Source organism: Streptomyces sp. NPDC096205 (assembly GCF_044763135.1).
In the GTDB taxonomy this organism is placed as follows: domain Bacteria; phylum Actinomycetota; class Actinomycetes; order Streptomycetales; family Streptomycetaceae; genus Streptomyces.
This window is the reverse complement of sequence record NZ_JBIWFS010000007.1, coordinates 35,299-59,680: the sequence shown is the minus strand read 5'-3', so window position 1 is coordinate 59,680 and position 24,382 is coordinate 35,299. Positions and strand designations below refer to the sequence as shown.

Sequence of the window (24,382 nt, the reverse complement as noted above, 5' to 3'; positions counted from 1 at the left end):
CGACCCCGCGCACACATCAGGGCCGGGCTCCCGTGGGGGAGACCCGGCCCTGATCGTCGTAAGGGGGAAGGCGTCTGTCAGAACAGCCGCAGCTTGTCGTCCTCGATGCCGCGCAGGGCGTCGTAGTCGAGGACCTGGCAGCCGATGCCGCGGTCGGTGGCGAGGACGCGGGCCTGGGGCTTGATCTCCTGGGCCGCGAAGATGCCGCGCACCGGTGCGAGATGCGGGTCGCGGTTCAACAGCTCCAGGTAGCGGGTGAGTTGCTCGACCCCGTCGATCTCGCCGCGCCGCTTGATCTCCACCGCGACGGTCTGCCCCTCGGCGTCCCGGCACAGGATGTCGACCGGGCCGATGGCCGTCATGTACTCGCGCCGGATCAGGGTGTAGCCCTCGCCCAGCGTCTCGATGCGGTCGGCGAGCAGCTCCTGGAGGTGCGCTTCCACGCCGTCCTTGATCAGACCCGGGTCGACGCCCAGTTCGTGCGACGAGTCGTGGAGGACTTCCTCCATCGTGATGATCAGTTTCTCGCCCGCCTTGTTGACGACGGTCCACACGCCGTCCTCGGCGCCGGTGCCCTCCTTCAGCGTGCAGGGCGGCGACATCCAGTTGAGGGGCTTGTAGGCCCGGTCGTCGGCGTGGATGGAGACGCTGCCGTCCGCCTTGACCAGGATCAGGCGGGGAGCCGAGGGCAGATGGGCGGTGAGCCGGCCGGCGTAGTCGACGGAGCACCGGGCGATGACGAGACGCATGGTCCGCAACGCTACTCGACGGGCAGGGGTGCACGCGATTCGCCCACCCTCACCCCGAGGCCCCCGGGGCCGCCCCTTTTGATCCGGATGCAGCCTGTTCGGCAATGGCCGATTGTGCGCACACTCGTCGTTCTCTATGTGTGCAATCTCCTGGTGCGGTCACCGTCCGTTGCCTACCGTATTAAACGGGAGGTTGCGATGTGTGTACGCAGCGTATCGAGATTCGCGAACTCCCATACCTGTCCGGCAACCCCTGCTGGTGCGGGGGTGCGAGAGGAGAACCCATGTCGCTCGACGTCTCACCGGCCCTACTCGAACAGGCCGAGCGAGGCGAGGTCGACGAAGCAGCTTTCGTCGACTGCGTCCGGACCTCCCTGCCCTACGCGTGGGAGATGATCAGCTCCCTGGTGGCCCAGCTGAAGGTGGACGGCGGACAGTTCGCCGACAACCAGACGCCCCCGCCGGACGAGCAGGCACGGGGTCAGCTGCTGCGTGCGCTCGCGAGTGACGCCATACGCGGAGCGCTGCAGCGGCACTTCGGGGTGCGGCTGGCCTTCCAGAACTGCCACCGGGTGGCGGTGTTCCCGCTGGATGCCTCTGCCGACGAGAGGCTGGCCCGATTCACCTCGATCCGCGGTCAGCTGCTGAACCAGTCTCCGGAGCTGCGGGACTGCTGAAGCGGTTGAACAGCCCGCTTGCCGCTCCGTACGCGGGAGGTGCAGATTGTGCCGGGGCGGCAGGCATTCAGGGGGCACGGCGGTTCAGCGCAGGTGCGGAAGCACTTCGGCGCCGAGCCGCCGTACGTTCTCCTCCGTGGCCGTCAGATCGCCCGAGCCCTCCACGAGCAGGGCGAAGCGGGAGACGCCGGTGCGCTCGGCGGTCGCGGCCAGCCGGTCCGCGCACAGCCGCGGAGTGCCCACCGGGTGCAGCCCGCAGAGCAGTTCGGTGTAGGCCAGCGGATCGCGCATACGGCGCGTGCGGCCGTCCACCGTCACATGCGCGTCCAGGCCCTGCTTCAGCCAGCCCGGCATCGCCTTCATGAGCGTCTCCGCCGCGTCCGTGCGCCGGTCCGCGATCTGGCAGACACCGGCCGACACATGGGCCGCCTCCCGGATCTCCTCCGGGGACCGGCCGGCCGCCCGCGCGCACTGCCGCCACAGGGAGACCATCTCGGCCTTTTCCTCGTCCCCGACATGCATGCCGAGCAGCATCGGCAGCCCGCGCTCGGCGGCCCGCCGGACGCTCGCCGGGGAGGTGCAGGCGACCAGCACCTCGGGGCCCGCGGTGTCCGTCAGCGACTCCGACGGGCGCGGTACGACGGGGACTTCACGGAAGACGAAGCGCTCACCCTCGGCCGCCACCGAGGGTTCGCGCAGCCAGCGCACCAGCAGATCGAGTGATTCCGTGAAGCCGTTCTCGTAGGCGTCGAGGCCCGCGCCGAACACCTCCAGGTCCACCCACGGCCCGCCGCGCCCCACGCCCAGCGAGAAGCGGCCGCCGCTCGTCAGATGCAGCAGCGCGGCCTGTTCACCGAGGGCCACGGGGTGGGTCGTGGGCAGCACGCTCACCGCGGTGCCGACCCGGATCCGGCGGGTGCGGCCGAGCAGCAGCGCGGCCAGCGTGACCGCGGACGGGCAGGTGCCGTAGGGCACGAAGTGGTGCTCGGCCAGCCAGACCGCGTCCAGCCCGGCCTCCTCCGCCACCTCGGCCGAACGGACCGCCCGGTGCAGCGCCTCCCCCTGGCCCTGCCCCGGGAACTGGGCCGCCAGCACGAAACTTCCTACGCGCATCGCAATTCCTGCTTCCTTGGCTCCGACACGGAGCTCCCCCACCCGGCATAACCGCCCGACACGTGCCGAGGACACGGCCTGACGGAGTAATTTGCGGATTGTCTGCGGAATGGGCAGCCCCGTCGGGGGACTTGCGGGCGCCCCGGCTCGCCCCGGACCCTCCGGGTGCCCTCGTGCCCGCCGCGTACGCTGGACGGACCCTGCTTCCTGTATAGCTCCGTGAGGTGTTCTGTGTCCCCGCGTCGCAACCGACCCAAGGGTGGCGATTCCGCGTCCGGCCGCGCTGCCGACGCCGACCGGCCGGGCCGCTACGGCGGCTGGGAGTCCTCGGTGGACTGGCAGGGCGAGGACTGGACCGTGCGGCATGTGGCGGGCGCGAGCGCACAGGGCAAGACCTACCGCTGCCCCGGCTGCGACCAGATGATCCCCTCCGGCGTCCCGCACGTGGTGGCGTGGCCCGCGCACGCCGGGGTCGACGACCGGCGGCACTGGCACAAGGCGTGCTGGAACGCGCGAGACCGCCGCACCACGCGGGTGCAGCGGTCCCGTAACGCGCCGAAGTTCTGAACCGACCTACACGTCGCGCTTCTGCAGCAGGGCGTAGGCGCCGCCGAAGGCCGCGGCGACCGCGACCAGCATGATCCACAGCGGGACCCAGCCCGAAGGGCCGGTCTCGGTGAGGGAGTTGGAGTAGAACACGCTGAGCTGGTTCGGGATGGAGTACTCGAACAGCGCCTGGCGCAGGTCCTCCAGCGACGACGAGAACATGAACAGCGCGATCACCAGCGGGGCCAGCAGGGCGCCGATCATGAGGGTGATGGCGCCCGCCGAGTGCCGGATGACCGAGCCGATCAGCAGCGACAGCAGGCCGAGCAGAGCCAGGTAGAGCGAGACGCCGACCGTGCCCTTGAACCACTCCGCGCCGGTGGGCTCGCGGGCGTCGGAGACCATGCCGATCTGGGCGACGGCGACCAGGCCGGAGGACACCAGGGTCACCACGAAGGCCAGCGAGAAGAACACGATCGACTTCGCGGCGAGCACCCGGCCCCGGCTGGGGCAGGCGGTCATGGTGGTGCGGATCATGCCGGTGCCGTACTCGGAGGCCGTGGTCAGCACGCCGAGCGTGATGACGCACATGGTGCCGAGCAGCAGTCCGAAGAAGCCGAGGCCCAGCGGGTTCTCGTCGCCGAGACCGGCCTCGTCGGAGTTGGCCGCCACCACACCGCCGGTCAGCAGGCCGATGCCGACGACCAGCAGCACGAACACGCCGAGCGTCCACATGGTCGACCGGATCGACTTGATCTTCGTCCACTCGGACGCGATCGCGTGCCCGAGGTGCGTGCGCACCACGGGGATGGGCGAGGTGTAACCGGCGTACGGCGATCCGGCCGCCGCCTGCGGCATCGGGGGCTGGGGCGTGCTCATCGGGCGTCCTCGGACTTGGTGGTGTCTACGGAGGGAGCGGGGGCCTGCGGCGCGGGTGCCTGCGGCGGCTGGGCCGGGCCGCCCTGGGGGGTCGTCTGCGGGTGCGGGGCGGCGGCGGGCGCGCCCGGGACCGGCCGGCCGGCCGGGGCGGGCGCGGCGCCGAGCGGGGGCTGGGGAGCACCACCCTGCGGGGCGCCCGCACCCTGCGGGGCCGGGCCGCCGGCGAACGCCTGATGGCCCGCGCCCGGGGCCTGGGGGCCGCCCTGGAGGTAAGGGTTCTGACCCTGCTGCATCGCGAAGGGCTGTCCGCCCTGCTGGGGCGGCGGCGGGGCGTACCAGCCGGGCTGGCCCTGGCCGGCGACCGGCATGGGCGGCTGGGCGCCGGGCGGCAGCGGCTGCTGGAGGCCCGCCTTCTGGTCGACGGTGGAGCGGTAGTCGACGGCGCCCTGGGTCATCCGCATGTACGCCTCCTCCAGGGAGGCCTGGTGCGGCGACAGCTCCCACAGGCGTACGTCCGTGTCGTGCGCGATGTCGCTGATGCGCGGGAGCGGCAGCCCGGTCACCCGCAGGGCGCCGTCCTGCTCGGGCATCACGTGCGCGCCCGCCTCGGTCAGGGCGGAACTCAGCTTCTCGCGCAGCTGCGGCTCGGTGTCCGGGGTGCGCACGCGCGCGAAGCCCGCCGAGTTCGCGGCGATGAAGTCCTGCACGCTCATGTCCGCGAGCAGCTGACCCCGCCCGATCACGATGAGGTGGTCGGCGGTCAGGGCCATCTCGCTCATCAGGTGCGAGGAGACGAAGACGGTACGGCCCTCCGCCGCGAGCGCCTTCATCAGGTTGCGCACCCACAGGATGCCCTCGGGGTCGAGGCCGTTGACCGGCTCGTCGAAGAGCAGCACCTGCGGGTCGCCGAGCAGCGCGCCGGCGATGCCGAGGCGCTGGCCCATGCCGAGCGAGAAGCCCTTGGACCGCTTGCGGGCGACGTCCTGCAGTCCGACCACGCCGAGCACCTCGTCGACCCGGCGGGCCGGGATGCCGGACAGCTGGGCGAGGCTGAGCAGGTGGTTGCGGGCCGAGCGGCCGCCGTGCACCGCCTTCGCGTCGAGCAGCGCACCGACCTGGCGCGGGGCGTTCGGCAGCTTGCGGTAGGGGTAGCCGCCGATCGTCACCTGCCCGGAGGTGGGGTTGTCCAGCCCGAGGATCATCCTCATCGTGGTCGACTTGCCCGAGCCGTTCGGCCCGAGAAAGCCGGTGACGGCGCCGGGCCGCACCTGGAAGGAAAGGTTGTGTACAGCGGTCTTGTCGCCGTAGCGCTTCGTCAGGCCGACTGCCTCGATCATGCTCCGCACCCATCGAAAGGTTCAGGACAGCGGGGCACACGCCCCCGTAAGGGTTAGGAGGATATCGAGGCGCTGACGGTTCCCTCCAAGAGAGGGTAAAAACCGGCCGGTTCTAGGCGTCCCGCCGCTTGAGCAGCACGTAACCGCCCACGAGCGCGGCGACCACCCACAGCGCCATGATGCCGAGTCCGCCCCAGGGGCCGTACGGGGTGTCGTCGTCGACCGGGCGGACCACCTGCATGATCGTGCTGCCGGCCTGGTCGGGCAGATAGCGGCCGATCTTCTTCGTCGCGCCGACGTTGCCGAGGATGTTGGAGATGAGGAAGAAGAACGGCATCAGGATGCCGAGGGAGAGCATCGGCGAGCGCAGCATCGCGGCGACGCCCATGGAGAACATCGCGATCAGCGCCATGTACAGGCCGCCGCCGAGCACCGCCCGCAGCACGCCCGGGTCGCCGATGGACGCCTTCAGCGAGCCCAGCATCGACTGCCCGAGGAAGAACGTGACGAAGCTGGTCGCCATGCCGACCACCAGCGCGAGCCCCGTCGCCACGGCGACCTTGCTGAACAGGAACGTGGCCCGCTGCGGTACGGCGGACAGCGAGACGCGGATCATGCCGGTGCTGTACTCGTTGGACACCACCAGCACCCCGAACACGATCATCGCGAGCTGGCCGAGACTCATCCCGGCGAAGCTGATGTAGGTCGGGTCGAAGTCCAGCCGCTGCCGGGCGTCCATGCTGTCGAACTCGTTCTTCGACAGCGCCGAGATCAGCATCCCGAGCGCGACGGTGACCACCACCGAGAGCGAGAGTGTCCACACCGTGGACGCCACCGACCGGATCTTGGTCCATTCGGACCGGATGACCTGTGTGGCCGCCATGCTCAGTCCCTCTTCCAGCCGTCGCCCCACGCCTGCTGCGGGGCAGGTGTGCCGGCGTGCGCGTGATACTCGACGGACTCGGCCGTCAGCTGCATGAACGCCTCCTCCAGGGAGGCCTGCTGGGGGCTCAGCTCGTGCAGCACGATCTGGTGCTGCGCGGCCAGCTCGCCGATCAGCTCGGGCTTGCCGCCGTCGACCTCCAGTGCCCCGCCGCCCGTCTCCACCACCGTGATCCCGGCCCGGCGCAGCACATCGAGCAGCCGCTCGCGCTGCGGCGTACGGATCCGGACGTACGTCCTTGAATTGCGGGCGATGAAGTCCGCCATGGAGGTGTCGGCGAGCAGCCGCCCCTGGCCGATGACGACCAGATGGTCGGCGGTCAGCGCCATCTCGCTCATCAGGTGCGAGGAGACGAACACCGTCCGGCCCTGGGCCGCGAGGGATTTCATGAGGTTGCGGATCCAGTGGATGCCCTCGGGGTCGAGGCCGTTGACCGGCTCGTCGAACATCAGGATCCGCGGGTCGCCGAGCAGCGCCGCCGCGATGCCGAGCCGCTGCCCCATGCCGAGCGAGAACCCCTTGGCCTTCTTGCGGGCGACCGCGGTCAGGCCGACCGTGTCCAGCACCTCGTGCACCCGGGTCTTCGGGATGCCGTTGCTCTGCGCCAGACACAGCAGATGGTTGAAGGCGCTGCGCCCGCCGTGCACCGCCTTGGCGTCCAGCAGCGCCCCGATGTAGGTGAGCGGGTCCTTCAGCTGGTCGTAGCGCTTGCCGTCGATACGGACGTCGCCGGCTGTGGGCCGGTCCAGGCCCAGCATCATCCGCATGGTGGTGGACTTGCCGGCGCCGTTCGGGCCGAGGAAGCCCGTGACGATGCCCGGTCTGACGGTGAAGGTCAGGTTGTTGACCGCCACCTTCTCGCCGTACCGCTTGGTCAGCCCCTCGAGCTCGATCATGCGGCCACGCTAAAACGGGACAAAGCCCTCTGCCACCGGAGTGACAGAGGGCTCGTCAAGTGTTCAGCGGATGGACGCCGTCCGGTTACCGGGTCTGCTGCGCCGGAACCCCGCGGGAGATCGGCTCGTCCTCGGCCGGAGCACCGGCCGCGGCCACCGCGGCGCCGGTGAGCGTCGCGAGCATCTCGCGGACGTTCGTCAGCTGCGCGTTGATGGAGTCGCGGCGGTTGGTGAGGGCGGCCAGCTCGCGCTCGGATTCCGAACGAATGCGGTCGGCCTTGGCGTTGGCGTCGGCCACGATGTCCTCGGCCTGGCGCTGGGCCGTCTCCACCGTCTGGCGGGCACGGCGCTCGGCGTCGGTGCGCAGCTTCTCCGCCTCCAGACGCAGCTGCTCCGCGCGGTGCTCGATCTCCGCGAGGCGCTTCTCCGCCTTCTGCTGACGGGAGGCCAGGTCGCGCTCGGACTGCTCGCGGCGCTTGGCCAGGTTGGTCTCGAAGTCCGCGGCGGCCTGCGCGGCCTTGGCGCGGGTCTCCTCGAAGAGCGCGTCGGCCTCCTCGCGCTTGGACTGCGCGTCCTTCTGCGCCTCCGAGCGCAGCTGCGCGGCGTCGCTCTTGGCCTTCTCGACGATGCGGACGCCCTCGTCCTCGGCCTTGGCCTTGCGCTCGGCCGCGAACGACTCGGCGTCGTTGCGCACCTGCTGGGCGGCCGACTCGGCGAGCTCACGGTGCTGCTCGGCCGCGCGGCGGGCCTCCTCGCGCAGGTCCTTGGCCTCTTCCTCGGCGAGGCGCAGGATCTTCTCGACGCGCGCACCGAGACCGGCGTACGACGGCTCGGCGTCGCTCACCTGGGCCTGGGCGTTCTGCGTCTCGAGGTGGAGTTCCTCGATGCGCTTCTCCAGAGCGGTGATGCGGGCGAGAGCACTGTCACGGTCGGAGACGAGCTTGGAGATACGTTCGTCCACCTGAGCGCGGTCGTATCCACGCCGCACAAGCTCGAAGCCGTAGGGGGAAGTGTCGCTCATGGGGTTCCTGTCGAATGAGACCGGTGAGGTGATAGGGGGAATCCTAGGGGTCGGAACGGTGTGTCATCGAGCGGATGCGTGTTTGATCTGGAGAATGACACCTCTTTTGAGTGGCTGACCGCCGGATCGCTTGCCAAGTCTTGGGCAAAGGTCCCAGAACACACCGGAACGCCGCTTGCTGACTAGCCGTCCGACGTCTTGCCACCCGAACGAGGTGCCCCCACCGTGGCGCCCGCCTTGACGCCGCCGTCCTTGGCCGGGGACGGCGCCTCGAAGGATTCCAACGCCTCCAGGACGTCCTGGACACGGGAGATCTCGGCGTTGATGTCCTCGCGCCGGCGCACCAGGACCTCCAGCTCCCGCTTGCCCTCCTCGACCGTGCGCCGGGCCTCGCGGATCGCCTCGGCCTTGAGGTCCTCGGCCTCCTTGACCAGCTTGGCCTTCTTCTGCTCGGCCTCCTTCAGCAGGCCCTCGGCCTTCTTCACCGCGGCGATGCGGACCTTGCCCGCCTCGGAGCTCGCCTCCGACACCAGGTCCTTGGCCTTCGCCTCGGCCTTGGCGAGCTGCTCCTCGGCGGCCTTGATCAGCGCGTCGCAGCGGTCGCCGGTCGACTTCATCGTCTCGGCGGCCTCACGGCGGGCCCGCTCGTGCAGCTCCTCGATCTCGGAGGTGATGCGGTCGCGCAGCTCCTCCGCGCGCTCCCTTATCGCGGTCGCGTCCCGGCGCGCCCCGACCAGCAGCTCGTCGGCGTCCGTACGGGACTTCTCCACCCGGGAGTTGCCCTCGATCGTCGCCTCGGAGACGATCCGCTCGGCCTCCTTGCGGGCCGCGCCCACCATCGTGTCGGCCTGCGACTCGGCGTCCGCGGTGGTCTTCAGCGCCTGCTCCTGCGCCTCCGCGAGCAGCTTGTCGACCTCGGCCGTGGTCTCCGTGATGAGCGTGTCGACCTGCTCGGCCGCCTCCGAACGCCGCTTGTTGGCGTCCTGGCGGGCCTCGTCCAGCGTGCGCTCGGCCTCCTCGCGGGCGGCCGTGGTGACCCGCTCGGCCTCCTGCGCCGCCTCCTCGCGCAGCCGCTCGGCCTCGGCCCGCAGCCGCTCGGCGTGCGCCTGCGCGGAGCCGACCGTCTCCGCGGCCTCGGCCCGCAGCCGCTCCGCGTCGCCGGACGCGTCCGCGAGCATCCGCTCGGCGGCCGCCTTGGCCTCCGCGCGCACCCGCTCGCTCTCCGCCGCCGCGTCGGTGGCGAGCCGCTCGGCCTCGGCCAGCGCCTCGGTCCGTACGCGGTCGGCCTCGGCGACGGTCTCACCGGTGAGCCGCTCGGCCTGCTCGCGTGCCTCGGTCCGTACCCGGTCCGCCTCGGCCGCAGTCTCCGACGTCAGCTGCTCGGCGAAGGCCAGCGCCTCCGCGCGTACCCGGTCCGCCTCGGCCGCAGTCTCCGACGTCAGCTGCTCGGCGAAGGCCAGCGCCTCCGTGCGCACCCGCTCCGCCTCGGCGGTCGTCTCGGTGGTGAGCCGCTCCGCCTCGGCCAGGGCCTCCGAACGCACGCGCTCGGCCTCGGCGTTGGTCTCGTTCGTCAGCCGCTCGGCCTCGCTGCGGGCCTCGGTGATGAGGGTGTCCGCCTGCGTCGCCGCGTCGGAGCGGATGCGGTTGGCGTCCTCGCGGGCGTCCGCCCGGGTGCGCGCCGCGTCCTGGTCGGCCTGCGCGATGGTGTCCGAGGCCTCCGTGCGCACCCGCTGGGCGTGCTCGGCGGCGTCCGAGCGCATCCGCTCGGACTCGGCCATCGCCTCGGCCATCGTGCGCTCGGCCAGCGCCTTGGCGGCCTCCGACTCCTCGGACGCCTCGCGGCGCAGCCGGGACGCGTCCTCGCTCGCCCGCTCCCGCTCGGCGTAGGCGTCGGCGCGGACCCGGTCCGCCTCCTCCTCGGCCTCCCGGCGGGTACGGTCCGCCGCGTGCTCGGCGGCCGAGCGCAGCCCGGCGATCTCCTCCTGCGCCTGCTCGTGCAGGCCCGCCACCGACTCGCGCACCTGCTGCGCGTGCTGCTCGGCGGCCGACACCATCTCGGTCGCGCGCCGGTCGGCCTCCTCGACCAGCCGGGTCGCCTCGGCCTGCGCCTCCTCCACGCGCTTGCGCGCGCTCGCCAGCAGCTCCTCGCTCTGCTCGCGGGCCCGCTCGCGCTCCTGGTCGGCCTCCTGCCGGGCCGAGCCCAGCAGCTCCTCCGCCTCGCGGCGGCGCCGGGCGGCCTCCTCCTGCGCGGCGGCCAGCGTCTCCGACGCCTCCGTGCCGAGCCGCTCCGCGGCGGCCTGGGCCTCCGCGCGCACCCGGTCGGCGCTCTCCTGCGCCTCGGTCCGCAGCCGCTCCGCCTCGGTCGCGGCCTCCGTGCGCAGCCGTACGGCGACGGCCTCGCCCTCGGCACGGGACGCCGACGCGTCGGCCGCGGCCTCGGTGCGCAGCCGCTCCGCCTCGGTCTCCGCCTGCTGCTGGAGCGTCCGGATGCGCTCGGCGGCCTCGGTGCGCAGCCGCTCGGTCTCCTCGGCGGCCTCGCGGCGGATGCGCTCGGCCTCCTCGCGGGCGTCGGTCAGCGCCTGCTCGGCGGCGGCGAGGCGCTGCTCGGCCTCGGTGTGCAGCCGGGTCAGCTCCTCGGCGGCCTCCGCCTGCCGGGCCGCGACCGCACGCTCGGTCTCCTCGCGCAGCTCCTGCGCGGCCCGCTCGGCGTCCGCGCGGATGCCCTCGGACTGCTCCACGACCTCCTCGCGGTGGCGCTCGGCCTCCGCGCGGGTGCGCTCCAGGGTCTCCTCGGCCTGCCGGCGCAGGGAGGTCGCGCGCTCGATCGCCTCGGTGCGGACCTTCTCGCTGTCCGCGGTCGCCGTGCGGCGCAGCTCGTCGGCGTCGGCCTTCGCCTTGGACAGCAGCTCCTCGGCCGACTTGGCGGCCTCCTCGATCTGCGCCACGGCCTCGCGCCGGGCCTCGGCGCGGATCTTCTCGCCCTCGTCGACCGCGTCGGCCCGCAGCTGCTCGGCCTCGCCGCGCAGCCGGCGCGCCTCCTCCTGCAGCTCGACCGTCTTGGCGCGGTACTCCTCGGTGTCGTCCTTCGCCGCGCCCTTGAGCTGCTCGGCGATGTCGTGCGCCTCGGCGCGCAGCCGGTCCGCCTCGGCCTCGGCCTCGCGGCGGATGCGCTCGGCCTCCTCGGCGGCGGCCTTGGTGGTCTGCTTGGCTTCCTCGGCCGCCTTGTTGAGGACGTCCTCTGCGGTCTTGGCCGCCTTGGACAGCTGGGTCGCGCTCTCCTCGGCGGTGATCGTCCGGGCCTTCTCGGCGGCCTCCGCGACCAGCTTCTCGGCCTCGGCGCGGGCGTCGGCGAGCTGCTGCTCGGCCTCCGCCCTGGTGGTCTCGGCCTCCTTGGTGGCCTCGCCGACCAGCCGGGCGACCTGCTCCTTGGCGGTGCGGGTGCGGGTCTCGTTGGCGGCCTCGGCGCTGGAGAGCGTCTTGGCGGCGGCCTCCTTGGCCTCCGTGACGAGCTTCTCCGCCTCGGTCTGCGCCTTGCGCAGCGCCTCCTCGGCCTCGGCCATGCGCTGCTCGGCGGTGCGGGAGAGCTCGGCGGCCTGGCGGCGGGCCGCGTCGGACTCGCCGGCCGCGGACGAGCGCAGCTGCTCGGCGTGGTCGGTGGCCTCCTGGGCCTGGGTGGACGCCGCGTTCAGCAGCCGCTCGGCGTCCGCGCGGGCCCGGCGCAGCAACTGCTCGGCCTCGGTGCGGGCGCTCTCGGCCTCGGACTGCAGCCGCTGCCGGGCCTCGGCGGTCAGCCGCTCGGCCTCCGCGCGGGCGGCCGCCATGGCCTGCTCGGCCTCGGCGCGGGACTCCTCGAGGAGGCGGCGGGCCTGCGACTCGGTGCGGGCGCGCAACTGCTCCGCCCACGCCACGTTCTCGTTGACGTGCGACTCGACGGTCTGCCGGCGCTCGGCCAGCTCCTGGTCGAGCTGCTGGCGGCGCGTCACCGCCTCCTGGTGCAGCTCGGCCTGGAGCCGGGCGGCCTGCTCGGCGTGCTCCTGGAGGATGCGCTGGGTCTGCGCACGGGCCTGGCTCAGCTCGCGCTCGGCGTCGGCGCGGATCTGGTCGGCCTGCACCTGCGCGCTGCGCAGCAACTGCTCGGCCTGGTAGCCGATGTCGGCACTGTCGTAGGCGGGCCTGGTCATCAGGGTGCGGCGCGCCTCGTGCAGCTTGGCGCGCAGCACCTCGACCTGGTAGCCGAGGTCCTCGGCGTGCTGGATCGCCTTTTCCCGCTCGGTCCTCAGCCGCTTCATCTCGGCCTCGAACCGAGAGAGGTGGTCGACGTCAGCCGCCGGCTCTCGCTCCTGGCTCTCGTAGCCCCGCACTGCGCGGTCCCATCCGTCCCCTGGTCGCAAGTCTTTCCGAACGAGCTCCGTCCGTCCGCCGAACGGGGCCCCCGGGGAATGGTGTCAGATCAACGGCGGAGCTTGGGCTGCTGCCCGGCGCTCGTCCCCCTAAAACCCGGACCCCGGCGTGCGGACGCCCGCTGTGAGGCGGGCGACCGCACCCAACCCTACCGGCCCATATGTACGGGGGTCAGTGCTCAGGTGACTCAACGGCCGCCGAAGTGACCAGTTCTGTGAGAACGCCGTGGCAGTCCTTGGGGTGCAGGAAGGTGATCCGTGACCCCATGGAGCCGCGCCGCGGCTCTTCGTAGAGCACCCGGACACCCTTGCCGCGGATGTCCTCGGAGTCCCCGTCGACGTCCGCCGTGCCGAAGGCGATGTGGTGGACGCCCTCGCCGTTCTTGGCGAGCCACTTGCCGACCGCGGAGTCCTCCCGGGTCGGTTCCAGCAACTGGAGGTAGGAAGCACCGCCGTCGGACGTATCGTTGATCTTGAGCATGGCCTCGCGCACGCCCTGCTCCTCGTTGACCTCGGAGTGGAACACCTCGAAGCCGTACGTGGCCCGGTAGAACTCGACGGTCTTGTCGAGGTCGAAACAGGCGATCCCGATGTGGTCGATTCGCGTCAGCATGGAACTCAGTGGAGCGCTCCGGAGGTGGTTACGCAACGTGCGCGCGATCACACCGACGGCCCGATGACGGGCGGAGTACCGCTCAGTACATTCGAGTAAACCCTCGTTCACTCCTCGGCTGTGCAGCCGGTAAGGGGATCGCAGCTCATGTCTTCTGCAACGAACGGCACGACGTCCGTCATCGTCGCGGGCGCCCGCACCCCCATGGGGCGGCTGCTCGGCTCGCTGAAGTCCTTCTCCGGAGCCGACCTCGGCGGCTTCGCGATCAAGGCCGCCCTCGACCGTGCGGGGATCGGCGGCGACCAGGTGCAGTACGTCATCATGGGCCAGGTGCTCCAGGCCGGCGCGGGCCAGATCCCGGCGCGCCAGGCCGCCGTCAAGGCCGGCATCCCGATGAACGTCCCGGCGCTCACCATCAACAAGGTGTGCCTCTCCGGCCTCGACGCCATCGCGCTCGCGGACCAGCTCATCCGCGCCGGTGAGTTCGACATCGTGGTCGCGGGCGGCCAGGAGTCGATGACCAACGCCCCGCACCTGCTGCCGAAGTCCCGCGAGGGCTTCAAGTACGGGGCGATCGAGATGCTCGACGCCATGGCGTACGACGGTCTGACCGACGCCTTCGAGGGCATCGCCATGGGCGAGTCCACCGAGAAGCACAACACGCGCCTCGGCATCCAGCGCCCCGAGCAGGACGAGATCGCCGCCCTGTCCCACCAGCGGGCCGCCGCCGCGCAGAAGAACGGCCTGTTCGAGGCCGAGATCACCCCGATCGAGATCCCGCAGCGCAAGGGCGAGCCGGTCGTCTTCAGCAAGGACGAGGGCATCCGCGCCGAGACCACCGCGGAGTCGCTGGGCAAGCTGCGCCCGGCGTTCGCCAAGGACGGCACGATCACCGCCGGTTCCTCCTCGCAGATCTCCGACGGCGCCGCCGCGGTGGTCGTGATGAGCAAGGCCAAGGCGCAGGAGCTGGGCCTGGACTGGATCGCCGAGATCGGCGCCCACGGCAACGTGGCCGGCCCGGACAACTCTTTGCAGTCGCAGCCGTCGAACGCGATCCTGCACGCCCTGAAGAAGGAGGGCCTGGAGGTCTCCGACCTCGATCTGATCGAGATCAACGAGGCGTTCGCGGCCGTCGCCGTGCAGTCAATGAAGGACCTCGGCGTGTCCACGGAAAAGGTGAACGTCAACGGCGGCGCCATCGCGCTGGGCCACCCCATCGGCATGTCCGGCGCCCGTCTGGTGCTGCACCTGGCGCTGGAGCTCAAGCGGCGCGGCGGCGGTGTCGGCGCGGCCGCGCTGTGCGGCGGCGGCGGTCAGGGTGACGCGCTGATCGTCCGGGTACCCAAGGCCTGAGTTCGTTTCCGTACGACCCTGAAGTGAAGAACGGAGCTGTGATGCAGGACGTCTCCTCGCTGGTGGCCCAGGCCAGGGAAGGCCGGCCGCGTGCCGTGGCCCGGCTGATCTCCCTGGTGGAGGGGGCGTCCCCGCAGCTCAGGGAGGTCATGGCGGCGCTGGCCCCGCTCACGGGCAACGCCTATGTGGTGGGTCTGACGGGCTCGCCCGGTGTCGGCAAGTCGACCTCCACCTCGGCGCTCGTCACCGCCTACCGCAAGCAGGGCAAGCGGGTCGGCGTCCTGGCCGTCGACCCGTCCTCCCCGTTCTCCGGGGGCGCCCTGCTCGGCGACCGGGTCCGGATGTCGGAGCACGCCTCCGACCCGGGCGTCTACATCCGCTCCATGGCCACGCGCGGCCACCTGGGCGGCCTCGCGTGGGCGGCGCCCCAGGCGATCCGCGTCCTGGACGCGGCCGGCTGCGACGTGGTCCTGGTGGAGACCGTCGGCGTGGGCCAGTCGGAGGTGGAGATCGCCTCCCAGGCCGACACCTCCGTGGTGCTGCTCGCCCCGGGCATGGGCGACGGCATCCAGGCCGCCAAGGCGGGCATCCTGGAGATCGGCGACGTCTACGTCGTCAACAAGGCCGACCGGGACGGCGCCGACGCCACCGCCCGCGAGCTGAACCACATGCTGGGCCTCGGGGAGTCCCGGGCCCCGGGCGACTGGCGCCCGCCGATCGTGAAGACGGTCGCCGCGCGCGGCGAGGGCGTCGACGAGGTCGTGGAGGCACTGGAGAAGCACCGCGCGTGGATGGAGGAGCACGGCGTCCTCCAGCAGCGTCGGCGGGCCCGCGCCGCGCACGAGGTGGAGACCATCGCGGTCACGACCCTTCGCGAACGCATCGGTGATCTGCACGGCGACCGCCGGCTCAGCGCGCTGGCCGAGCGGATCGTCGCCGGCGAGCTGGACCCGTACCGGGCGGCGGACGAGTTGGTGACCGGGCTTACCCAGAGCTGAGGACCGGCCTTCGAGCAGCCGGGCCGGTGCCTGTCGCCGGGCGGCGGGCCGTCTTCGGCCGGTCGCGCAGTTCCCCGCGCCCCTTGGGCGCGGGGAACTCGCGTTTCAGGGGCGGCCGCGCTGTCCGCGCAGGTGTTCCGCGATCGGCTTCAGGGACTTGTCGAGCTCGGAGAGCGCCTCGGGGGACAGCAGGTCGATGAAGTGCCTGCGCACGGAGGCGACATGGTGGGGTGCGACCCGCTGCATGGTCTCCATGCCGTGCTCGGTGAGGACCGCGTACAGCCCGCGACGGTCGGACTCGCAGTTCTCCCGGCGCACCAGGTCGGCGTTCTCCATGCGGGTGATCTGGTGCGAGAGACGGCTCTTGGACTGGAGGGTGGCGGAGGCGAGGTCGCTCATCCGCATCCGCCGGTCCTCGGACTCGGAGAGGTTGACCAGGATTTCGTAGTCGTTCATCGTCAGGCCGAACGGCTGCAGATCCTTTTCGAGCTGGTACGTCAACAGCCTGTTGACCTCCAGGTGGGTGCGCCAGGCGCACTGCTCCGCATCGGTCAGCCAGCGGGTGGCCGTTTCGGTCTCCATAAATGAAGTCTACCTAAGAAGTTGAAAGGCGTACTAACGGGGGGTGGCTGTGACTACGTGCACGCGTTCGATGTCACTCTCCGAAGACTACCGCTCACAGTCCGAAGCGACGCTGGAGGTCCCCCAACTGTCCGGGAAGACGCGGTCCACCCTGGACGCCCTGAGCCCCGCCGCCGGGCACGCCCGGCTGCTGGGGGGTCGCCCCCGTCGCCTGCTCGGCCATCAGGGTCTCGGTCGACTGCAGCAGCACCGTCCCGGCCCCGACGAACTCGAACTGATGCTCCTCCCCGGAGGCCCCGCCGAGGCCCGTCAGTGCACGTAGACCGCCCATCACACCGGTCATGTAGCCATGGTCGTAGTGATGGCACGGTGACGGGCAGTCGGCCCAGCCGACGAGCGCCTGCGGATCCACCCGGATCGGGGGTTCCATGAACACCACCGGACCGTTAGATGCGGCGACGAACTTGCCGGTTCCGATGAGAGTCAGAAAACCCGGCACGATCGATTGCTTCAGTGACAGAGTTGGCTGAAAAGCGAGCAGGTTGCCCGAGCGAATGGTCAGATTGCCGTCCTCGAGGTCATAGGAATTGACGTCGAAGGCCCGGTCGGCGAGCAGCATCTTGCCCGAGCCCTCCGCCACGACCCAGTCGGAGGCGTGCAGAGGCGAATGGAACGACGTACGGACAAGCCGGTCCAATCGCCCGTGCCCGATGCCGTTGAACTCGATCGAGCCGTAGTAGGCGATCATCTTCCCCTTCTGCAGGAACCACTGGCTCCCCTTGAGCTCCACGCAGAAGGTGTACGCGTTCACGTTGTCGTCGGCGGGCAGCGTCATCGGGTCGTGCACGACGGGACCCGCGCCGGGATGGGCGGTCACAGCTTCTCCTCCGAGGCCTGGACGTACACCGAGCCGCTGCCGCTGAGCTCCAGCTGGAAGGCCTCACCGGACCCACGGCCCACCATGTCGCGCCAGCCGAGCGCGGTCGACAGCTTGTTGCGTACGTCGCCGTGGTGGGCGACGTAGGCCTGCGGGTCCACGTGCACGGGCCGCTGCGGGGTGATCGGCACCTCGAACACACCGCCGTGGGCCATCACGGCCACGGCCCCGTGCCCGGTCAGGGACGTCGTGAACAGCCCCTGCCCGCTGACCTGCCCGCGCACCATGCCCATCACCCCGCCCTGCGCGCCCAGGAACACGGTCCGCTGCTCCAGCGTGCCCTCGAAGGCGAGCAGCCGGTCGGCCTCGACGTACAAGGTGTCACCGGTCAGCTGTATGACGTGCACATGGTGGCCGCCATGCCCGAAGAGCACAGTGCCGCTGCCCTCGACGGTCATCAGCGGGGTGTCCTCGCCCGCGGCCCTGCGCCCGATCATCGACATCACGCCGCCCTGGCCGCCGGAGACGTTCGGAGCGAAGGTCACCTCGCCCTGGTAGGCGAGCATCGCCCCGCGCTGACTGAACAGCCGCTGTCCCGGCGCGACGGTCGCCTCGACCATCTTCGAGTTGAGCTCCCGGAAGGCCATGTCACACATCCCCCGCGATCGTGTTCCGCTCGCTGGGCTGTACGTAGACCAGCCCGTCCCCCTCGAAGCGGATCTGGAAGGCCTCGCCGCCGCCCTCGCCGAGCAGCGTGCGGAAGGTCACACCCGACTGGAAGGACTGCCGCAGGTCGCCCTGATGCGCGACATAGGCGCCGGGGTCGACGCTCAGCGGATACTGCGGAGTCACCCGCAGCACCACGGCCGGCCCGTCGGAGGTGATGGCAGCCTGTCCGTGCCCCTCGACGGTCGTCGTGAACAGCCCGTTGCCCTGAGAGGCGCCCCGCAGCCCGGTGAAGGTGGTCCCGGTCTTCAGCCCCGCGTCGGTGGCCAGCAGATTGCTGCTCTCCACGTACAGCTTGTCCCCCCGCAGTCCGACGAGGTTGATCTCGGACGCGCGATCCGCGAACCAGCAGGTCCCCTGCCCTCTCACCTCCATCACCGTCATCTGCTCGCCGGTGAGCCGCCGGGTCACCATGCCCCGGAGCCCCTCACCGCCGCCGCTCAGCTTCTTGAAGGCCATCTGCCCGTCGTACGCGACCATCGAGCCGTTCTTCGCCTTCACGGCGTCCCCGGTCATGTCGACGGCGAGCACCTTGCTTCCCTGAAGTCGGAACATCGCCACGCTGCGAAGGTAGCCCGGAGGGCCTGCCACCGACAGAGCCCCCAGGCGGAGCCGGCCCCTAGGGGCCCGGTCGCCGGGACCCTCAGCCGGTTTGTCACAATGGCGAGGACGTTTGTGCACCCGTTCACAAACTGCCGACGAACCTCCCACCGAAGGTGACCCGTGGACATCAAGACCGCCTCCGCCCTGCGCCGGCTCCGCCTGGTCTCGACCCCTGAGGCCGTGTCGTTCCTGCTGCTGCTGACTTGTTCCGTACTCAAGCGGACTACGGAGTTCGACGCGGTGTTCCCCATGGGGCTGATCCATGGTCTGCTCTTCGTCCTCTACGTGATCTTCTGGGCGGACGCCTGGAACCGCACCAAGTGGCCGGTGAAGACGGCCGTCCTCTACTTCGTCCTGTCGGTCCTGCCGACCGGCGGCTTCTTCGCCGACCGCAAGCTGCGCCGTGAGTCCGAGGACGCGGTGATCGCCTCCCGCGCCCGCAAGGAAGGGGTCGTCGGCGCATGATCGTCGCCTTCTCCGTGACGCCGCTCGGTGTCGGTGAGGACGTGGGGGAGTACGTCGCCGACGCCGTGCGCGTGGTCCGCGCATCGGGCCTGCCCAACCGTACGGACGCCATGTTCACCTCGATCGAGGGTGAGTGGGACGAGGTCATGGACGTGGTCAAGCGGGCGGTGGCCGCCGTTCAGGCGCGTGCGCCTCGGGTGTCCCTGGTCCTCAAGGCGGACATCCGCCCCGGGGTGACGGACGGGCTCACCGCCAAGGTCGAGAGGGTGGAGCGGCACCTCGCGCAGTAGCCGCGGACCGAAAGGCGAGACAAGGCTGACCAGCATGTGACCGGCCGGTAAGGTCTGATGCCGTGCCGAAGCCGCTCAGTCTCCCGTTCGACCCCATCGCCCGCGCCGACGAGCTCTGGAAGCAGCGCTGGGGCGGCGTGCCCTCCATGGCCGCGATCACCTCGATCATGCGGGCGCACCAGATCCTGCTCGCCGAGGTCGACGCGGTGGTCAAGCCGTACGGGCTGACGTTCGCGCGCTACGAGGCGCTCGTGCTCCTCACCTTCTCCAAGGCCGGTGAGCTGCCGATGTCCAAGATCGGCGAGCGCCTCATGGTGCACCCCACGTCCGTGACCAACACCGTCGACCGCCTGGTGAGGTCCGGCCTGGTCGACAAGCGCCCCAACCCCAACGACGGCCGCGGCACCCTCGCCTCCATCACCGACAAGGGCCGCGAGGTCGTCGACGCCGCCACGCGCGACCTGATGTCCATGGACTTCGGCCTCGCGGCGTACGACGACGAGGAATGCCGGGAGATCTTCGCGATGCTCCGGCCACTGCGGATCGCGGCGGGGGACTTCGAGGAGGAGTGACCGGGACCCGGGACCCCGGCCAAGATCTCCCGGAACGGGCGGTTACGCTCGACGGCATGAAGAAATCCGTGCTGACCCGCTACCGCGTCATGGCCTACGTCACCGGTGTGCTGCTGGTCCTGCTGACCCTCGGCTGCATCGCGAAGTACGGGACCGACATGAGCGGGGCCGACAGCTTCGTCAAGATCGTCGGCATCGCGCACGGATGGCTGTACGTCCTGTACCTGGTCTTCGCCTTCGATCTGGGCTCCAAGGCGAAGTGGCCGGTCGGCAAGCAGCTGTGGGTCCTGATCGCCGGCACGATCCCGACGGCCGCCTTCTTCGTGGAGCGCAAGGTCTCCCACGAGGTCGAGGCGCTGGTCGCGGACGGTACCCCCGCGGTCGCCAAGGCGTAAACCCTCTACCGCCGTGAGCATGCTCGCGGCGGTCTCCCATCGACATTTACTAGGACGTCCTAGTAAATTCGAAGTATGGACGCTGACGCCATCGAGGAGGGCCGCCGACGCTGGCAGGCCCGGTACGACGCCGCGCGCACGCGCGACGCTGACTTCACCACGCTCTCCGGCGATCCCGTGGAGCCGGTGTACGGGCCGCGGCCGGGAGACACGTACGAGGGTTTCGAACGGATCGGGTGGCCCGGTGAGTACCCCTTCACCCGCGGGCTGTACCCGACCGGGTACCGGGGGCGCACGTGGACCATCCGGCAGTTCGCCGGGTTCGGCAACGCCGAGCAGACCAACGAGCGCTACAAGATGATCCTCGGCAACGGCGGTGGCGGGCTCTCCGTCGCCTTCGACATGCCGACCCTCATGGGCCGTGACTCCGACGACCCGCGCTCGCTCGGCGAGGTCGGGCACTGCGGTGTCGCCATCGACTCCGCGGCCGACATGGAGGTGCTGTTCAAGGACATCCCGCTCGGGGACGTCACCACCTCCATGACCATCAGCGGGCCGGCCGTCCCGGTCTTCTGCATGTACCTCGTCGCCGCCGAGCGGCAGGGTGTCGATCCGGGGGTGCTCAACGGCACGCTCCAGACCGACATCTTCAAGGAGTACATCGCGCAGAAGGAGTGGCTCTTCCAGCCCGAGCCGCATCTGCGCCTCATCGGCGACCTGATGGAGTACACCAGCGCGCGCATCCCGGCGTACAAGCCGCTGTCCGTCTCCGGCTACCACATCCGTGAGGCGGGTGCGACGGCCGCGCAGGAGCTGGCGTACACGCTGGCCGACGGCTTCGGGTACGTCGAGCTGGGGCTCAGCCGCGGCCTCGACGTGGACGCGTTCGCGCCCGGGCTGTCCTTCTTCTTCGACGCGCACCTCGACTTCTTCGAGGAGATCGCCAAGTTCCGTGCCGCGCGGCGCATCTGGGCGCGCTGGATGCGGGACGTCTACGGCGCCCGGTCCGCCAAGTCGCAGTGGCTGCGCTTCCACACGCAGACCGCGGGTGTCTCCCTCACGGCCCAGCAGCCGTACAACAACGTCGTCCGTACGGCGGTGGAGGCCCTGGCCGCCGTCCTCGGCGGGACCAACTCGCTGCACACCAACGCCCTGGACGAGACCCTCGCCCTGCCGAGCGAGCAGGCGGCGGAGATCGCGCTGCGCACGCAGCAGGTGCTGATGGAGGAGACCGGGGTCGCCAACGTGGCCGACCCGCTGGGCGGTTCCTGGTACATCGAGCAGCTCACCGACCGGATCGAGGCCGACGCCGAGAAGATCTTCGATCAGATCAAGGAGCGGGGCCTGCGGGCGCACCCCGACGGGCAGCACCCCATCGGGCCCATCACCTCCGGCATACTGCGGGGCATCGAGGACGGCTGGTTCACCGGCGAGATCGCCGAGTCCGCGTTCCGCTATCAGCAGGCGCTGGAGAAGGGTGACAAGAGGGTCGTGGGCGTCAACGTCCACACGGGTTCCGTCACCGGTGACCTGGAGATCCTGCGCGTCAGCCACGAGGTCGAGCGCGAGCAGGTGCGCGTCCTGGCCTCCCGCAAGGCCGACCGCGACGAGGCGGCCGTGCGTTCCGCCCTGGACGCCATGCTGGCCTCCGCCCGCGACGGGTCCAACATGATCGAGCCCATGCTGGACGCGGTCCGCGCGGAGGCGACTCTGGGCGAGATCTGCGGGGTGCTCCGCGAGGAGTGGGGCGTGTACACGGAGCCGGCCGGGTTCTGACGGGGCGTTCCGTTTCAGGCGGGGGTGGGCGCGCAACTCGGCGCTACGAGGTGCCTCCCCCAGAGGGGGGACCCCCAGCCCACCCGTGCCGCCCCAGGCGGCACGCATGCCCGCAGCTAGGACGTCCCTGAAAGGGGCGCGGGGAACTGCGCGACCGGCCACGGTCCACCCGCACCCGGCCGCTCAGCTCAGCCCGCCCCCTCCAGGCCCGCTCCCGCCAGACCCAGCACCAGTACACGCGTGAAGCCCCGCACCCACTCCTCGTCCGCGGGCTCCGCGCTCACCAGCGTGCGATGGACCACCGCACCGGCGACCATGTCGAAGATCAGGTCGGCCATGCGGGCGGCCTCGGCCGCGTCGCCCTCCGTGGGCAACTCCCCCCGCGCCTGGGCCCGTTCACGCCCCTCCGTCACCAGGCACTTCTGCCGCTCGACGATGGACGCGCGGATGCGCTCCCGCAGGGCGTCGTCCCGAGTCGACTCGGCCACCACCGCCATCAGCCCGCTCTTGGCCTCGGGCCGCGCCAGGATCGCCGCGAACTGGAGCACCACGCCCTCGATGTCGGCCGCCAGGGAGCCGCGGTCGGGGAGGCGCAGTTCGTCGAAGAGTTCCGCCACCGCGTCCACGACCAGCTCGTTCTTGCCCGCCCACCGGCGGTAGAGCGTCGTCTTGGCGACACCCGCCCGCGTCGCCACGTCCCCCAGCGTCAGCTTCGACCAGCCCAGCTCCACCAGGGCGGCCCTCGTCGCCGCGAGGATCGCCGTATCGGCGGTGGCACTGCGCGGACGGCCTCGGACGGCTGGGGAGCGGCTCTGCATCCCATGACCATAAACCGCTGGTCCGCACACCACAGCGGCTGCGACAGTGAGGCAGATCACCGGCCCGCGGCACCCCGGCCGGCCCCCGACCGCATTACGCTACGACTCGTAGCGAAAGCTGAACGGCGATCCGTGCTGGACGTGCACGGAGGAGCACCGCGCGGCGCGGGTGGGGACCCGGCGTCACCGAGCGGAGCGGCCGGCTTTCGCACCGCTTTTTCGCTCACGCGCGGGTACGGGGGAGGATAGACGCATGCAGCCACGGAACATGTCCATGAGCGGCGTCGTCGACCTCGCAGCGGTCAAGGCGGCCCAGGAGGCCAAGGCGAAGGCGGAGCAGGCGCGCGCGGAAGCGGCGCGTCGGGGCGGGGGCGGAGCGGTGTCCCCGGCCGACCTCGTCATCGACGTCGATGAGGCGGGGTTCGAGCAGGATGTCCTGCAGCGCTCCGCCGAGGTACCGGTCGTCATCGACTTCTGGGCCGAGTGGTGCGAGCCCTGCAAGCAGTTGAGCCCGGTGCTGGAGCGCCTCGCCGTCGAGTACAACGGGCGCTTCCTGCTCGCCAAGATCGACGTCGACGCCAACCAGATGCTGATGCAGCAGTTCGGGATCCAGGGGATCCCGGCCGTCTTCGCGGTCGTCGCGGGGCAGGCGCTGCCGCTCTTCCAGGGAGCCGCCGGCGAGGCGCAGATCCGCCAGACCCTCGACCAGCTGGTGGAGGTCGCCGAGCAGCGCTTCGGGCTGACCGGCCTCACCGTCGACCCGGAAGCCGAGCCGGGCGCCGCCCCGGCCGCCGCGCCCGCGGCCGGCCCCTACGACTCCCTGCTCAACGCCGCCGCGCACGCGCTGGACGCCGGTGACCTGGCCGGCGCCGTCCAGGCGTACAAGAACGTACTGGCCGACGACCCGGCCCACCCGGAGGCCAAGCTGGGTCTGGCGCAGGCCGAGCTGCTCCAGCGGGTGCAGGACCTCGACCCGCAGCAGGCGCGCCGGGATGCCGCCGAGCGGCCTTCCGACGTGCCGGCGCAGATCGCCGCCGCCGACCTGGATCTGGTGGGCGGGCATGTGGAGGACGCCTTCGGGCGGCTCATCGACACGGTGCAGCGCACAGTGGGTGACGACCGGGACACCGTACGGCTGCGGCTGCTGGAGCTGTTCGAGGTGGTCGGCGCGGAGGATCCGCGGGTGGCAGCCGCTCGACGGGCGCTGGCCCGCGCCCTGTTCTGAGGCTTCGGACCCCGACAGCGGCCGCGCTTTACCAAATCTTGGTAATCGCGGCCGCTGTTACTGCAAGTAAGTCCAGCGCATCGATCTGTCGGCTTCTGTCCAGCGATCAATAGTTTTGTCCCGCACCTCTCTGACACCGAGCGTCGCCGACCGAGATCAGCGGGTCGTTGTTCGGTTATCCGGCCGTTACTAGCGAGTAACGAACCCCCTTGTGCGGGCGGCGAGAATGCACCACGATCGGCCACGCTCGGTCCATTGACGTACCCCGGCAGCCGGCCGGGTCGCGGCAGCTCCTGGGTCCCCACCGAGCAGAGACGGCGGCAGTGGAGCCGGCTCTTGGGCAGGGGGGTCTTCGCCGCTCGGTGAAGCCTGTCCAGCAAGGTTGTGCGTGATGTGTGTCAGGCGCGACCAGTGGTTGTCGCTCGGGGGTGATCGCCGGTGATTCGGGCGCGATAAGCGCCGCCGAGCGCGGGCGCTCTCCTTACCGAGGACGTAGCACTTCTCCCATCCCTGCCCGGCTGAGCCGCC

Annotated in this window: 24 protein-coding genes; 10 read left to right on the top strand and 14 right to left on the bottom strand. The window is 70.9% G+C overall.

Annotated features, from left to right (window positions below; translation table 11 throughout):
• Positions 1 to 77: 77 nt before the first annotated feature.
• The gene (nucS, locus tag ACIQ6Y_RS25115) at positions 78 to 749 is read right to left on the bottom strand and encodes an endonuclease NucS (protein WP_404042223.1); all 672 of its coding nucleotides are present in this window, start codon (positions 747 to 749) and stop codon (positions 78 to 80) included.
• A 284-nt stretch (positions 750 to 1,033) separates the two neighbouring features.
• Here nucS and ACIQ6Y_RS25110 point away from each other — a divergent pair, with 284 nt between their 5' ends.
• On the top strand, positions 1,034 to 1,426 hold the full coding sequence (locus ACIQ6Y_RS25110; protein ID WP_399644961.1) for an SCO5389 family protein: 393 nt from the start codon (positions 1,034 to 1,036) through the stop codon (positions 1,424 to 1,426).
• Between the two features lie 84 nt (positions 1,427 to 1,510).
• On the opposite strand, the gene ACIQ6Y_RS25105 is transcribed toward ACIQ6Y_RS25110, so the two are convergent.
• Complete coding sequence (locus ACIQ6Y_RS25105; protein ID WP_404042222.1) at positions 1,511 to 2,539, bottom strand: LLM class flavin-dependent oxidoreductase; 1,029 nt, start codon at positions 2,537 to 2,539, stop codon at positions 1,511 to 1,513.
• Between the two features lie 231 nt (positions 2,540 to 2,770).
• On the opposite strand from ACIQ6Y_RS25105, the gene ACIQ6Y_RS25100 reads away from it, so the two are divergent.
• Positions 2,771 to 3,106 (top strand): ATP/GTP-binding protein, encoded by a 336-nt coding sequence (locus ACIQ6Y_RS25100; RefSeq protein WP_404042221.1) that lies wholly within the window; start codon positions 2,771 to 2,773, stop codon positions 3,104 to 3,106.
• Between the two features lie 6 nt (positions 3,107 to 3,112).
• On the opposite strand, the gene ACIQ6Y_RS25095 is transcribed toward ACIQ6Y_RS25100, so the two are convergent.
• From ACIQ6Y_RS25095 to mce, 7 genes are all read right to left on the bottom strand, one after another.
• Entirely contained in the window at positions 3,113 to 3,964 is an 852-nt protein-coding gene (locus ACIQ6Y_RS25095; RefSeq protein ID WP_404042220.1) for an ABC transporter permease, read from the bottom strand.
• Entirely contained in the window at positions 3,961 to 5,301 is a 1,341-nt protein-coding gene (locus ACIQ6Y_RS25090) for an ABC transporter ATP-binding protein (RefSeq protein WP_404042219.1), read from the bottom strand. The genes ACIQ6Y_RS25095 and ACIQ6Y_RS25090 overlap by 4 nt, the downstream gene beginning before the upstream one ends.
• Positions 5,302 to 5,413: 112 nt before the next feature.
• Positions 5,414 to 6,184 (bottom strand): ABC transporter permease, encoded by a 771-nt coding sequence (locus tag ACIQ6Y_RS25085; RefSeq protein ID WP_404042218.1) that lies wholly within the window; start codon positions 6,182 to 6,184, stop codon positions 5,414 to 5,416.
• A gap of 2 nt (positions 6,185 to 6,186) precedes the next feature.
• A complete protein-coding gene (locus ACIQ6Y_RS25080; protein ID WP_404042217.1) occupies positions 6,187 to 7,140 on the bottom strand; it encodes an ATP-binding cassette domain-containing protein in 954 nt (317 codons plus the stop codon).
• Positions 7,141 to 7,225: 85 nt separating this feature from the next.
• Positions 7,226 to 8,161, bottom strand: a complete 936-nt coding sequence (locus ACIQ6Y_RS25075) for a cellulose-binding protein (protein ID WP_404042216.1) — start codon at positions 8,159 to 8,161, stop codon at positions 7,226 to 7,228.
• A gap of 182 nt (positions 8,162 to 8,343) precedes the next feature.
• Positions 8,344 to 12,522 (bottom strand): polarized growth protein Scy, encoded by a 4,179-nt coding sequence (scy, locus tag ACIQ6Y_RS25070; protein WP_404042215.1) that lies wholly within the window; start codon positions 12,520 to 12,522, stop codon positions 8,344 to 8,346.
• Between the two features lie 211 nt (positions 12,523 to 12,733).
• Positions 12,734 to 13,174 (bottom strand): methylmalonyl-CoA epimerase, encoded by a 441-nt coding sequence (mce, locus tag ACIQ6Y_RS25065; RefSeq protein ID WP_404042214.1) that lies wholly within the window; start codon positions 13,172 to 13,174, stop codon positions 12,734 to 12,736.
• Positions 13,175 to 13,321: 147 nt separating this feature from the next.
• Here mce and ACIQ6Y_RS25060 point away from each other — a divergent pair, with 147 nt between their 5' ends.
• Positions 13,322 to 14,527, top strand: a complete 1,206-nt coding sequence (locus ACIQ6Y_RS25060; protein WP_404042213.1) for an acetyl-CoA C-acetyltransferase — start codon at positions 13,322 to 13,324, stop codon at positions 14,525 to 14,527.
• Between the two features lie 41 nt (positions 14,528 to 14,568).
• Complete coding sequence (gene meaB, locus ACIQ6Y_RS25055) at positions 14,569 to 15,525, top strand: methylmalonyl Co-A mutase-associated GTPase MeaB (protein ID WP_404042631.1); 957 nt, start codon at positions 14,569 to 14,571, stop codon at positions 15,523 to 15,525.
• Between the two features lie 105 nt (positions 15,526 to 15,630).
• Here meaB and ACIQ6Y_RS25050 read toward each other — a convergent pair whose 3' ends face one another.
• From ACIQ6Y_RS25050 to ACIQ6Y_RS25035, 4 genes are all read right to left on the bottom strand, one after another.
• Positions 15,631 to 16,107 (bottom strand): MarR family winged helix-turn-helix transcriptional regulator, encoded by a 477-nt coding sequence (locus ACIQ6Y_RS25050; RefSeq protein ID WP_404042212.1) that lies wholly within the window; start codon positions 16,105 to 16,107, stop codon positions 15,631 to 15,633.
• Between the two features lie 94 nt (positions 16,108 to 16,201).
• On the bottom strand, positions 16,202 to 16,984 hold the full coding sequence (locus ACIQ6Y_RS25045; protein WP_404042211.1) for an AIM24 family protein: 783 nt from the start codon (positions 16,982 to 16,984) through the stop codon (positions 16,202 to 16,204).
• On the bottom strand, positions 16,981 to 17,631 hold the full coding sequence (locus ACIQ6Y_RS25040; protein ID WP_404042210.1) for an AIM24 family protein: 651 nt from the start codon (positions 17,629 to 17,631) through the stop codon (positions 16,981 to 16,983). Before ACIQ6Y_RS25040 ends, ACIQ6Y_RS25045 begins: the two co-directional genes overlap by 4 nt.
• Before the next feature lies 1 nt (position 17,632).
• On the bottom strand, positions 17,633 to 18,265 hold the full coding sequence (locus ACIQ6Y_RS25035) for an AIM24 family protein (protein ID WP_404042630.1): 633 nt from the start codon (positions 18,263 to 18,265) through the stop codon (positions 17,633 to 17,635).
• Positions 18,266 to 18,433: 168 nt separating this feature from the next.
• Here ACIQ6Y_RS25035 and ACIQ6Y_RS25030 point away from each other — a divergent pair, with 168 nt between their 5' ends.
• From ACIQ6Y_RS25030 to ACIQ6Y_RS25010, 5 genes are all read left to right on the top strand, one after another.
• Positions 18,434 to 18,778: a DUF3817 domain-containing protein gene (locus tag ACIQ6Y_RS25030; protein ID WP_404042209.1), complete on the top strand. Its 345-nt coding sequence runs from the start codon at positions 18,434 to 18,436 to the stop codon at positions 18,776 to 18,778.
• Positions 18,775 to 19,068 carry an MTH1187 family thiamine-binding protein gene (locus ACIQ6Y_RS25025; RefSeq protein WP_404042208.1) on the top strand — a complete coding sequence of 98 codons (294 nt, stop codon included), beginning with the start codon at positions 18,775 to 18,777 and terminating at the stop codon, positions 19,066 to 19,068. The genes ACIQ6Y_RS25030 and ACIQ6Y_RS25025 overlap by 4 nt, the downstream gene beginning before the upstream one ends.
• Positions 19,069 to 19,130: 62 nt before the next feature.
• A complete protein-coding gene (locus ACIQ6Y_RS25020) occupies positions 19,131 to 19,640 on the top strand; it encodes a MarR family winged helix-turn-helix transcriptional regulator (RefSeq protein ID WP_404042207.1) in 510 nt (169 codons plus the stop codon).
• 56 nt (positions 19,641 to 19,696) lie between these two features.
• Complete coding sequence (locus ACIQ6Y_RS25015; RefSeq protein WP_404042206.1) at positions 19,697 to 20,035, top strand: DUF3817 domain-containing protein; 339 nt, start codon at positions 19,697 to 19,699, stop codon at positions 20,033 to 20,035.
• 75 nt (positions 20,036 to 20,110) lie between these two features.
• Positions 20,111 to 21,811 (top strand): methylmalonyl-CoA mutase, encoded by a 1,701-nt coding sequence (locus tag ACIQ6Y_RS25010; protein ID WP_404042205.1) that lies wholly within the window; start codon positions 20,111 to 20,113, stop codon positions 21,809 to 21,811.
• A 188-nt stretch (positions 21,812 to 21,999) separates the two neighbouring features.
• Here ACIQ6Y_RS25010 and ACIQ6Y_RS25005 read toward each other — a convergent pair whose 3' ends face one another.
• Positions 22,000 to 22,629, bottom strand: a complete 630-nt coding sequence (locus ACIQ6Y_RS25005) for a TetR/AcrR family transcriptional regulator (RefSeq protein WP_404042204.1) — start codon at positions 22,627 to 22,629, stop codon at positions 22,000 to 22,002.
• A gap of 253 nt (positions 22,630 to 22,882) precedes the next feature.
• Here ACIQ6Y_RS25005 and ACIQ6Y_RS25000 point away from each other — a divergent pair, with 253 nt between their 5' ends.
• Entirely contained in the window at positions 22,883 to 23,854 is a 972-nt protein-coding gene (locus ACIQ6Y_RS25000) for a tetratricopeptide repeat protein (protein ID WP_404042203.1), read from the top strand.
• Positions 23,855 to 24,382: the final 528 nt, after the last annotated feature.